Below are 11,189 nucleotides of genomic sequence, written 5' to 3' on the forward strand. Positions count from 1 at the left end.
GCAGATGCGCGACGCCCTTCCTGCCGATCGTGTCGTGTCTTTCAATCGTCGGGGGTTTCTGGCGCTTGGCGGGGGACTGGCGGTCGGCGTAGCGCTGGGTGCGCCGGGACGCATAGAAGCGCAGGCATCGAACGGCGCACTCAACGCCTATGTTAGCATAACGGCTGGTGGCGACGTGGAGATCGTGACACCCGGCGCGGAAATGGGGCAGGGGGTCGCCGACGCCCTGCCGCGTATCGTGGCGGAGGAACTGGACGCGGACTGGAGCCGTGTCACGGTGCGTTTGTCGGGGGCAAGCCCGGCATTCGTTGCACGCAACAAGCGCCAGCGCAGCGCCAACAGCGATGGCGTCACCAGCTATTATGATATTTTGCGACAAGTGGGAGCCAGCGCGCGGGCCATGCTGGTGATGGCTGCTGCAACCCGCTGGGGCGTCGATCCCGCCACGATCACGACGCAGGATGGTCGGCTGACCCACGGCAGCACCGGTCGCACGCTCGGCTATGGCGATGTCGCGGCCGACGCTGCGAAGCTGCCGGTCCCTGCGATCGTACCGCTCAAGGATGCTGCGAAGTTTCGCCTGATCGGCGGTAATTTCCCGCGCAAGGATATCCCTGCGAAGGTCAATGGCACCGCTCTGTTCGGCATGGATTTGGTCCTGCCCGACATGCTCTACGCCGCCGTGCGCCATGTTCCCGTCGCAGGCGGCACGCTGGCTCCGGTAGCGCCCGAACCCGCGCTTGCCATAGCGGGGGTTCTCAAGGTCGTGCCAGTCGGCAATGCCGTGGGCGTGATCGCGGACCGCTACTGGCAGGCGCAGAAAGGCGCGCTGGCGCTGGATGTCGCTGCGCAACCCGGTCCCCGCATCGACAGCGCCACGCTCCGCCAGCGGATCGTCGCCGGACTGGATCGCAGCGAAGGCTGGTTGCCGTTCCCGATCGCATTCGAAGGGCAAAAGACCGTCCTTGGCGAAAGCAGCCAAGCCGTCGATGCAGCGTTGGCGGCTGCGCCGATAAAGGTCGAGGCGACCTATGAAGTGCCCTATCTTGCCCATGCTGCGCTGGAGCCGCTCTGCTGCACGGCTGTGGTGCGCGCCGATTCCTGTGAAATCTGGGGGCCGCTCCAGTGCGCGGATGTCGTCGCGCCCGAACTGGCCGATATCACGGGCCTGCCTGCAAAGGCGATCACGGTCAATCGCACTTATCTGGGCGGGGGTTTCGGGCGCAAGAATGAGCGCGATTTTGTGCATCAGGCCGTGCGCCTCGCCATGGCGGTGCCGGGGCGACCGGTCATGCTCATCTGGCCGCGCGATGAAGATATGCGCAACGATTTTTACCGGCCCGCTTTTGCGGCGCGCCTGAAGGCAGGCGTCGCGGCGGACGGCAGTATCGCGGCGATGCGCGGTCGCATTTCGGGGCAGCCTCTGTCCACCATGTCACAATTCCGCTTCCCCGGCTTTGCCGATGGTGCGGTCGCAGGAGGACTGTTGTCCCCCGACTATGATTTGGGCGTGCAGCGCATTGATGCGGTGGAGATCGACGGGCCGGTTCGCACTGGTTACTGGCGCTCCGTTTCGGGATCGCAGAACGGCTTTTTCTCCGAAGCGATCATCGACGAAATCGCGACCAGGCTGAAGCGCGATCCGCTGGAATATCGCCTTGCCATCGCAAAGGACGATCCCCGCACCCATGCCGTGTTGAAGCATGTCGGCGAAAAGGCCGACTGGGGCAAACCGATGCCCAAGGGACATGGGCGCGGTATCGCGCTGGCCACTGGCTGGGGTTCGCGCTGTGCCATGGTGGTAGAGGTCGCGGTCGAGGACAAGGCGCTGCGCGTCGATCGCATCGTCTGCGCCTTCGATTGCGGACAGCAGATCGCGCCCGACAATATCATATCGCAGCTGGAAGGCGCAGCCGTTTTCGGCCTGTCCGCCGCGCTGTTCGGCAAGATCACGCTCAAGGATGGCGCCGTGGTCGAGGGCAGTTTCGGTGATTATCCCGTGCTGCTGATGCGCTCTGCACCCCGGATCGAGGTGCATCTGGTTTCCAGCGACGCGCCGGTAGGCGGCGTCGGCGAAGCGGGCGTGCCCGCCATCGCGCCCGCTTTGTGCAGTGCGATCCATGCCGCAACGGGCCGCCGCATCCGCGCCCTCCCGATCATCGACGCCGGTTTCGAGGTGACTGCATGAAATTCTTGGCTCTCGCTCTTTTTATCATGTTGGGGCTGGCCCCGGCTCAGGCCGCAACGGCAAAGCCCGGATCGACCTTCCGTGATTGCGCCGACTGTTCGCAGATGGTCGTCGTCGCGCCGGGCCGTTTCACCATGGGCGCGGATGGCGGTGAGCCGGAACGCTATGAAGGTCCGGTGCATGACGTCACGATCCGCAAGGGCTTTGCCATTGGCGTCGTGCCGGTCACCTATGCCCAGTTCGCGGCCTTCGTAAAGGCGACGGGGCATAAGGCTGCAACCGACTGCATCCTGCCGCGGAACGGCACCTATGCGGTAGCCAAAGGGGTAGGCTGGGCCGATCCCGCGCTGGGTCGCGCGCCCCGCGCCAATGATCCGGTTGTCTGCATCGACTGGCGGGACGCGACCGCTTATGTGGCGTGGATCGCAAAGAAGACTGGCAAGCCCTATCGTTTGCTGAGCGAAGCGGAATGGGAATATGTGGCGCGCGCGGGCGCGAAGTCGCTCTACCCATGGGGTGACAATCCGGCGGAGGCCTGCCGCTATGCCAATCTGCTCGACGCCAGCGCCGCGCCAAGCGCCGTTGTGGAGGGCAAGGCCAATAGCTGTTCGGATGGTTATGCCACGCTGGCCCCGGTCGGCAGCTTCGCGCCCAACGGCTTTGGCATTCGCGACATGATCGGCAATGTGTGGACCTGGACGCAGGATTGTTATGTCATGCCCTATCCTGCAGCGGCGGTGGATGAGCGGCCTTATGAAGCGGGCACCTGCGATCGGCGTTCGGTACGCGGTGCGAGCTGGGCGACCAACGTCACCCGCGCGCGTCCGACGTTCCGGGGGCGTGACCCGGTCGACCGGGTGAGCCAGCTGTTCGGCCTACGCATTGCGATGGACCTGCCATGAGCATCAGCCTGACCGTGAACGGCGTTGTGCGTCAGGTCGATGTTCCGGCGGACACGCCGCTTTTATGGGCGATCCGAGACGAGGTTGGCCTCAAAGGCACGAAATTCGGGTGCGGCGTCGGCATTTGTGGCGCCTGCACCGTCCACGCCGATGGCGTCGCGGTGCGTAGCTGCTCGGTTGGCGTTGGCGACATTGGGGAGGCCAGGATCACCACGATCGAAGGACTGGTCCCGGCATCTGGCGAGCATGCCGTCCAGGCGGCCTGGGTCGCTGAGCAGGTGCCGCAATGCGGTTATTGCCAGCCCGGCATGGTCATGGCCGTCGCGGCGATGCTGGCGACGACACCCAAGCCGACCGACGCCGACATTGACGAGCAGATCACCAATATCTGCCGTTGTGGCACCTATCCCCGCATCCGCCGCGCGATCCATCGCGCGGCCGCGACCCTTTCATCCTCTCCGGGAGATCCACGATGACCAGCGCGACGATGAACGGGGCAGCGGCGGACCGGTTACCGGTAAAACTCTGCCTGGGCTTTGGCGTCGGGACAGTCGGCGTGTCGATCATGCTCAATACCGTGACCGCCTACTTCCCGGCATTTTGTTCGACGGTCCTTGGCAAGTCGCCCGAGATTGCTGGTTATCTGCTGATGATCTCCAAATTATACGACGTGTTGGCGGATATCGCTGTCGGAATGATGAGTGATCGGACTCGCAGCCGCTGGGGCCGCCGTCGTCCCTATCTGCTGGCCGGTGCGCTGGTGTCCGCCCTGTCGTTCCTGATGATCTTCGCGCCGCCGGAAATGAGCGACGGCGCGATCACCCTCTATATGCTGGCAGCGCTCGTCCTCTATTCGACCGGCTATACCCTGTTCAACGTGCCCTATATGACGATGCCGTCGGAAATGACGGCGTCGCGCTATGAACGATCGCGGCTTCTTTCGTTCCGCACGGTGTTCGTGTCGATCGGCCAGTTGCTGGCCGTCGCCGCAACCGCCAGCATCATTTCGGCGGGCGGCGGTGGCCGGACAGGCTATATGGTGATGGGTGTGGTGATGGCGCTCATCATCTTTTCGGCCATGGCGGCCTGCTTCTTTGGCACCGCCAAGGCGCGCCAGCTGGAAGCGACGCGGCCTGAAATCCATGCCGATGCGGGGCAGATACGCCTGCTGCTGCGCAACCGACCGTTCATGCTGCTGGTGGGCGCGAAGATCTTTCAGTTTCTCGCTTTCGCCAGCACTGCGACGACGACGCTCCTGTTCATGCTGAACGTTCTGGGCGTGGGCTATACCGGCCAGATGATCTATTCGATGAGTGCCAATCTGGTGGTCGCTGCCTCCATGCCGCTGTGGCTGTGGCTGGAACGCCGCTTTGGCAAGCGCAACGCCTATCTGGTGGGTATTGCCGTCATGTGCGCCGTGTCGGTCAGTTGGCTGTTGACTGGCAAGGACGTGACGACTGCGGAACTTTTGATCCGTGGCGTGATATTCGGTTTCGGGTCCGGCGGCATGATTCTGCTGTCCATCTCCATGCTGGGCGACACCATGGCCTATGATCGCGAACTGACGGGGCAGGGGCGTGAAGGGCTGCTGTCCAGCGTCATCGCGATGATCGAGAAGATCGCCTTTGCAGGGGGTGTCGTGGTCGTCGGCATCTACCTCAAGGTCGCCAATTATGTGCCGACTCGCAACGGCGCGCTCGTGGAACAACCGGAGTCGGCAGTCCACGCCCTGTATATTTGCTATGCCCTGATTCCTGTCGGACTGTTCCTGCTGAACGCGCTCTGCATCTGGTTCTACACGCTGGGCGGACGCCAGCCCGCCCCGGCGGTGATCGATCCCGAACCGGCGGGTTTCTGATCGATGCGCCTGCTTCTGGTCGCAGCCCTCATCGCCATGGTGCCGGCCATCGCGCAGGCCGCGCCCCAGCCAGCATGCGTGGAAACGACGGCACTTCAGCGCCGACTGGAATATGATTCCGTGGAGGTCGGAGCAGACCGCCACATCCTGTTTCGCCTGTGTGCCCCCCGCGCGCAGGCCGTTAAGCTGAGCAGTAGCGAACTGCCCTTGGTCCCTACCGGCCTTGACGGCAAACCCGCCGGTCTGCCGATGGCCAGGGATGCGCAGGGCTATTGGTCCGCCCGGATCGATACACCGGTGAAGCCTGGTCCCTATCGCTTCGCCTTCAACGTGGATGGCGTCGATATGGCCGATCCGCAGGGGATGCAGTTTAGCGAGAGTTTTCGCGGCGTCCGCTCGGTGCTGGAGGTGCCGGGCGATGAGGCCGCGTTTCAGACCTGGCGCGCCGATGTGCCGCACGGCCTTGTATCGACGGTTGATTATCGCTCCGACGCGATGGGCATCATGCGCCGCGCTCATGTCTATATACCGCCCGGCTATGAAGGGTCAGGCAGCAAGCGCTATCCGGTGCTCTATCTGGTCCATGGCGCGGGCGACAGCGATGACAGTTGGACATCGGTGGGGCACGCGCACCTGATCCTCGACAATCTGATCGCCACCAGCAAGGCGAGGCCGATGATCGTCGTCATGCCCTTTGGTCACACGCCCGCGCGCGAAGGCGTGGAGCGGATGCGCAACACAGATTTCGGCGCGGACCTGAGCGATACGCTCATTCCCTACATCGACACCCATTTCCGCACATTGAAAGGACCAGCCCACCGGGCAATGGCCGGGCTGTCGATGGGTGGCGCGCATACCATCCATTTCGGGTTGGCGCGGCCTGATCTGTTCGGACCAATCGGCATCTTCAGCATCGGCCTGACGCCGGGCGCGCAGATCGATGCCTATCGCGCTGCGCATGACGCAGCGTTAAAGGCGCGTGCCGCAGTGAAAGCGCCGGTATTTTACGGATTTGGACGCGACGATTTCCTCTACGCTATGTCCGCGCCCACGCGGAAGCTGATGGACGATTATCATATCCGCTACATCTATCGCGAAAGCACCGGTGGCCATGACTGGCCCAACTGGCGCGACTATCTGCGTGAATTTGCGCCGCTACTGTTTCGCTGAACCCGCGAGCGACCTTTGATCGTTAACGGCGCGAGGCTGCTCTGCCGCCGCGTCTTTCATTGCCTGCATAGGATGATACCATGCCCTTCACAGATTTCCTGAAGCAATCCGCCTATATCGACGGCGCGTGGGTCGCGGCAGACGATGGCGGTACGCTGGACGTGACTAACCCCGCGACCGGCGATCGGATCGGCACGGTGCCTAATATGGGCGCGCCCGAAACCGACCGTGCCATCGCTGCGGCTCAGGCTGCCATGCCCGCATGGGCGGCCCGGACGGCCAAGGATCGCTCGACCATATTGCGTCGCTTCTTCGACCTGATGATGGCCAATCAGGATGCGCTGGGCGAATTGTTGACGCGCGAACAGGGCAAGCCGCTGGCTGAGGCGAAAGGCGAAATCGCCTATGCCGCCAGCTTCATCGAATGGTTCGCAGAAGAAGCCAAGCGTGCATATGGCGAAGTCGTTCCCGGTCATGCTGCCGATCGCCGCATCATATGCTTGAAACAGCCGATCGGCGTTGTCGGTGCGATCACACCATGGAATTTCCCCGCCGCGATGATTACGCGGAAAATCGGTCCGGCACTGGCCGCAGGCTGCACCGTCGTTCTCAAGCCCGCATCGCAAACGCCCTTCTCAGCACTGGCGCTGGCCGTGCTGGCGGAGCGGGCAGGCATGCCCAAGGGCGTGTTCAACGTCCTGACGGGCAGCGCCAGAGCCATCGGTGGCGCGCTGACCGCCAGCCCCGTCGTGCGCAAGATCAGCTTCACCGGCTCGACCGAGGTCGGGCGCGAACTGATGCGTCAGTCGGCCGACACGATCAAGAAACTCAGCCTCGAACTGGGTGGCAATGCGCCATTTCTGGTTTTCGACGATGCCGATGTCGATGCTGCGGTCGAAGGCGCGATCGCGTCCAAATTCCGCAACGCTGGCCAGACATGCGTCTGCACCAACCGCTTTTATGTGCAGGACGGCGTCTATGACGATTTCGTCGCCAAGCTGGCCAAGCGCACGAATGCATTAAGGCTGGGGAACGGTATGGAAGATGGCGTGGACACCGGCCCGCTGATCGACGCCGCCGCCGTCGCCAAGGTGGAGGAGCATGTCGCCGATGCACTGGCCAAAGGCGCGACTGTGGTTGCAGGTGGCGAACGCAGCCCGCTCGGCGGCACCTATTTTACGCCAACCGTTCTGTCCGGCGTGACGGCGGACATGAAAATAGCGACCGAGGAAACATTCGGGCCGTTGGCAGGCGTCATTCGCTTTTCCGATGAGGCCGAAGCGATAGCTCAGGCGAATGATAGCGAATTTGGCCTGGCCAGCTATTTCTACAGCCGCGATCTGTCGCGTGTCTGGCGTGTAGCCGAAGCGCTGGAGGCCGGGATCGTCGGGATCAATACGGGGCTGATCTCCACAGAGGTCGCGCCGTTCGGCGGGGTGAAGCAATCGGGTCTGGGGCGCGAAGGGTCGCGCCATGGATTGGATGATTATATGGAAATCAAATATCTCTGCATGGGTATCTGATCGTCCACGCCGGGTAGGGGTGCGGAGAGGCCGCACCCTCCCGTTACCTCCCCTTAGATCGCATCGATAGCCTTGAGCCGCGCAATCTCCGCTTCGTCCATGCCCAGCAGGTCGCGATAGATCTCGTCGTTATGCTGGCCGATTTCCTGCGGGGCCAGGCTGCGGATACCGCCTTGCGTATCGGAGAATTTGGGGAAGCTGTTCTGCATCTTGAACGGTCCCCAGCGCGGGCTGTTTACTTCCACCAGCGCTTCGCGCGCCGCGAAATGTGGATCGTCCAGCATCTCCGCCGCGCGATAGATCTTTCCTGCAGGGATGCTGTGCGCGATCATCAGCGCTTCCAGGCTCTCAACGGTCAGCGTTCGCGTCCAATCCGCGATCAGTATGTCCAACTCATGCTGCCTCTCTCCGCGCGCGACATGGGTGGCGTAGCGGGGGTCAGTGGCCAGTTCGGGTTGGCCCATCGCCTTGCACAGTCGGCCGAAAATCGCATCCTGATTCGCGCCGATCAGATATTCGCCGTCGATGCAGGGATAGACGTTGGACGGCGCAATCCCCTCCAGCACGGACCCGGTGCGCTGGCGGACATGGTCAGACACCATATATTCGGGGACCAGACTTTCCATGACCTGCAACACCGCCTCATAGAGCGCGCTGTCGATCACCTGGCCCTTGCCGGTGCGCTCGCGCGCATGCAGCGCCGCCAATGCACCCATGCAGCCATAGGTCGCGGCCAGACTGTCGCCGATCGACACGCCCATCCGGCTGGGTGCGCGGTCTGCGTCGCCGACGATATAGCGCCACCCACCCATTGCTTCGCCGATCCCGCCGAAGCCTGCGCGCGACGCATAGGGACCGGTCTGGCCATAGCCCGATACGCGCACAATGATGAGGCGCGGGTTGATCGCATGCAAGGCATCGGGACCAAGTCCCCATTTTTCCAGTGTGCCGGGTTTGAAATTCTCGATCAATATGTCGGCCGTCGCCGCCAGCCGCCGCACGATATCCTGTCCCTCAGGGATTCGCAGGTTCGCTGAGACGGACTTCTTGTTGCGGGCGACCACTTCCCACCATAATTTGGCGTCGCCATGGCCCCAAACGCGCATGGGATCGCCCTGCTTGGGCGGTTCGACCTTGATGACTTCCGCGCCCATGTCGCCCAGCAACTGGCCGCAAAAGGGTCCGGCGATCAATTGCCCCATTTCGATCACGCGAATGCTAGCGAGGGCGCCATTGTTCGTCATATGCCGTCTTTCGTCATCTTGGTGGGTTGAAGGGCGGAGCAAGGAAACGGACCCGCGCGGCTCACCATGGCGGGCAGGCCGCGTTCCATCTGGGTCGAAAGCCACTGCGCGGCCTCGATCGTCCGCGTCAGGTCAAAGCCAGTCGCCATGCCCGATCGGTCGAGCATGTAGAGCAGATCTTCCGTCGCGATGTTGCCGGTCGCGGCAGGGGCAAAGGGGCAGCCGCCGATGCCGCCCAGCGCGCTGTCCAGCGTCGCGGCACCTGCCTGCACCGCAGCCCACGCATTGGCGATGCCGGTGTTGCGCGTATTGTGCAGGTGAACGCGAACCGGGATCGGGTGGATCGCCTCACGCACCTTCGACACCAGATCCGATACATGCTGCGGCACTGCGACGCCGATCGTGTCGGCAAGCGCGATTTCGGATGGTTCCGCCTCCGCCAAGCGTTCCGCCATGGCAACGACATGGGCGGGATCAACTTCCCCTTCGAATGGACAGCCAAAGGCTGCGCCGATCGTCACCTGCGCGCTGCGACCTTCGGCGCGAGCCAGGCGGATGATGTCAATCGCGACGTCCACCGATTCCATCGATGTCTGCCCCTGGTTGCGCTGGGCGAAGCTGTCGCTGGCCACGCACACCGCGCCAATCTGGCGAATGGCCGTTTCAAGCGCACGCAGCGCACCACGCTTGTTCATGACAAGGCCAATGGTCACAATGTCTTCGGGCAATGCGCTAAGCCCCGCGATCACCGCTTCGGCATCGGCCATCTGCGGCACCCGATCGGCCCGCACGAAACTAGCCACTTCCAACCGCTTTGCCCCGGCGGCGATCATGTGCCGGATCAGGGCAATCTTGCGCTCGGTCGGAAAGACCATATTCTCATTTTGCAGGCCATCGCGCGCGGAAACTTCGACCAGTTCAACCGTGTCTGGATACATGAGCTTGCGGTACTCCGGCCTTTATGCGGCATCGACTTTTACAGCGGACGCCAGATTGCAAAGAAATAGACGGCCTCCAGGTTGGATACATCGATTCGCAACTTATTGATCGCGCTTCGGGGAAAGGGGAGGCGAGTGAGGAGTGGGTTTTGTCCTTGATCTGGCCCTCTCCATTTGTCGGATAGTCTTTCCATCGACATTGCCAACATGCATCATCTCCATCTTGTTTCGCAAACGCTAGGCTCATCGATCTGCGACCCTATTTCAGGGGGCGTGGCCAGGGCCGCGTTCCTCGTGATCAAAAAGGGTTTGTCTGATGTCCGGTCCACAACAGGAAAATATGCCCGTCCCTATGGTGGGTCGGCGTCATGCGCTGGCGTTAGGGCTGGGCGCGGCGGCTCTTGCGGCTGTGCCTGCGCATGGTTCGGTGAGCCAGCGGATGCTCGACCCCAACAACGCTGAAGACGGGCGGTTGATCTACCGTAAACTGCGCTACCGTACCGACTCGGGTCTGCTCTATTCGTGGGTCAAGGGGCCATATATGGCCGTGATCGATGGCAACCTCATCCCGATGTATGCGATCAATCTTGGCGCCATTTCTCGTGTGACGCAGCGCCCTGACGGCGGGTTCGACCTCATCGACCTGGAAATCAGTTTCCGCACCGATGTGAATAGCGGCGAGCGGCTGACCAAATTCCGCAATCCGGTGACAGGGGAAACGGTGCCTGTCGTGGTCAAGCCGCAAGGACCAAATCGGCTGCTGGTGACGCGCGACAATGAAGTGCAGATTTCGAATCTGCCGAACGGGACCAAGTACGAGCATACCCATCCTGCGGTGCGCGCTTTTGCCCTGGGTAGCGAGATCGTTCTGCGTGACCGGTCCCATTCCCGCGTGACTGCGCCCGATGGTTCGGTGTCGATGCTCAACGAAGTCAGCACGCTGTCCGGGCCGAGTGCGATCGTGCTCGATCCGTCGGTGCCAACGGTCAACGCCAGGTTGCAGGCGAACGATGTTCGCAGCTGGCCGTCCTGGATAAAAATGGGCGATCGTGCCGGACATCTGGCGCTGTTTGGCAATGGCGGTAAGGTCAGCCGGTTCGAAGATTTGCCGGCGGACTGGCGCCAGATGCTCAAGGACAATTTCCCCGACATTGCGGCTGATCCGGTCGCGGCGCTCGATCGCACGGCGTAAGGCATCTTCTCCCCGGCTTGGGCTGGGGAGCCGACTGTCAGGTCGGGGCGCGCATCTTGAATGGCATGGGGAGCGGGTGTGGGATATGGCGTTTTTGGGTATATTTTTATGACGTTGGTTGGAAAAACGTTTGTTCTTTGCATTTTTGTTATTGACCGAATCTGAGTGTGGACC

9 protein-coding genes are annotated in these 11,189 nt (G+C 62.5%); 7 read left to right on the plus strand and 2 right to left on the minus strand.

The window, feature by feature from the left end:
- Positions 1–4 precede the first annotated feature (4 nt).
- The 6 genes from WA070_RS21225 (at position 5) to WA070_RS21250 (ending at position 7,641) form a co-directional block, all read left to right on the plus strand.
- Entirely contained in the window at positions 5–2,188 is a 2,184-nt protein-coding gene (locus WA070_RS21225) for a molybdopterin cofactor-binding domain-containing protein (protein ID WP_422635896.1), read from the plus strand.
- The gene (locus WA070_RS21230; protein WP_422635897.1) at positions 2,185–3,090 is read left to right on the plus strand and encodes a formylglycine-generating enzyme family protein; all 906 of its coding nucleotides are present in this window, start codon (positions 2,185–2,187) and stop codon (positions 3,088–3,090) included. The genes WA070_RS21225 and WA070_RS21230 overlap by 4 nt, the downstream gene beginning before the upstream one ends.
- Positions 3,087–3,566 carry a (2Fe-2S)-binding protein gene (locus WA070_RS21235; RefSeq protein WP_422635898.1) on the plus strand — a complete coding sequence of 160 codons (480 nt, stop codon included), beginning with the start codon at positions 3,087–3,089 and terminating at the stop codon, positions 3,564–3,566. The genes WA070_RS21230 and WA070_RS21235 overlap by 4 nt, the downstream gene beginning before the upstream one ends.
- Positions 3,563–4,948, plus strand: coding sequence for an MFS transporter (locus tag WA070_RS21240; RefSeq protein ID WP_422635899.1), 1,386 nt, complete (start codon positions 3,563–3,565; stop codon positions 4,946–4,948). The genes WA070_RS21235 and WA070_RS21240 overlap by 4 nt, the downstream gene beginning before the upstream one ends.
- Before the next feature lie 3 nt (positions 4,949–4,951).
- Positions 4,952–6,118 carry an alpha/beta hydrolase-fold protein gene (locus tag WA070_RS21245; RefSeq protein ID WP_422635900.1) on the plus strand — a complete coding sequence of 389 codons (1,167 nt, stop codon included), beginning with the start codon at positions 4,952–4,954 and terminating at the stop codon, positions 6,116–6,118.
- An 80-nt stretch (positions 6,119–6,198) separates the two neighbouring features.
- Entirely contained in the window at positions 6,199–7,641 is a 1,443-nt protein-coding gene (locus WA070_RS21250) for an NAD-dependent succinate-semialdehyde dehydrogenase (RefSeq protein ID WP_422635901.1), read from the plus strand.
- A gap of 53 nt (positions 7,642–7,694) precedes the next feature.
- On the opposite strand, the gene WA070_RS21255 is transcribed toward WA070_RS21250, so the two are convergent.
- Together WA070_RS21255 and WA070_RS21260 are read right to left on the minus strand one after the other, a co-directional pair.
- Positions 7,695–8,885: a CaiB/BaiF CoA transferase family protein gene (locus WA070_RS21255; protein ID WP_422635902.1), complete on the minus strand. Its 1,191-nt coding sequence runs from the start codon at positions 8,883–8,885 to the stop codon at positions 7,695–7,697.
- Positions 8,882–9,823 (minus strand): hydroxymethylglutaryl-CoA lyase, encoded by a 942-nt coding sequence (locus WA070_RS21260; protein WP_422635903.1) that lies wholly within the window; start codon positions 9,821–9,823, stop codon positions 8,882–8,884. The genes WA070_RS21255 and WA070_RS21260 overlap by 4 nt, the downstream gene beginning before the upstream one ends.
- A gap of 316 nt (positions 9,824–10,139) precedes the next feature.
- On the opposite strand from WA070_RS21260, the gene WA070_RS21265 reads away from it, so the two are divergent.
- On the plus strand, positions 10,140–11,015 hold the full coding sequence (locus tag WA070_RS21265) for a DUF1838 family protein (protein ID WP_422635904.1): 876 nt from the start codon (positions 10,140–10,142) through the stop codon (positions 11,013–11,015).
- Positions 11,016–11,189: the final 174 nt, after the last annotated feature.

It is taken from the genome of Sphingobium sp., from assembly GCF_049304695.1.
Classification (GTDB): domain Bacteria; phylum Pseudomonadota; class Alphaproteobacteria; order Sphingomonadales; family Sphingomonadaceae; genus Sphingobium.

What these genes read in the sequence shown, in the direction of transcription:
- WA070_RS21225 (WP_422635896.1), top strand. Translation starts at nt 5, where the DNA reads ATGCGCGACGCCCTTCCTGCCGATCGTGTCGTGTCTTTCAATCGTCGG.
- WA070_RS21230 (WP_422635897.1), top strand. Translation starts at nt 2,185, where the DNA reads ATGAAATTCTTGGCTCTCGCTCTTTTTATCATGTTGGGGCTGGCCCCG.
- WA070_RS21235 (WP_422635898.1), top strand. Translation starts at nt 3,087, where the DNA reads ATGAGCATCAGCCTGACCGTGAACGGCGTTGTGCGTCAGGTCGATGTT.
- WA070_RS21240 (WP_422635899.1), top strand. Translation starts at nt 3,563, where the DNA reads ATGACCAGCGCGACGATGAACGGGGCAGCGGCGGACCGGTTACCGGTA.
- WA070_RS21245 (WP_422635900.1), top strand. Translation starts at nt 4,952, where the DNA reads ATGCGCCTGCTTCTGGTCGCAGCCCTCATCGCCATGGTGCCGGCCATC.
- WA070_RS21250 (WP_422635901.1), top strand. Translation starts at nt 6,199, where the DNA reads ATGCCCTTCACAGATTTCCTGAAGCAATCCGCCTATATCGACGGCGCG.
- WA070_RS21255 (WP_422635902.1), bottom strand. Translation starts at nt 8,885, where the DNA reads ATGACGAACAATGGCGCCCTCGCTAGCATTCGCGTGATCGAAATGGGG.
- WA070_RS21260 (WP_422635903.1), bottom strand. Translation starts at nt 9,823, where the DNA reads ATGTATCCAGACACGGTTGAACTGGTCGAAGTTTCCGCGCGCGATGGC.
- WA070_RS21265 (WP_422635904.1), top strand. Translation starts at nt 10,140, where the DNA reads ATGTCCGGTCCACAACAGGAAAATATGCCCGTCCCTATGGTGGGTCGG.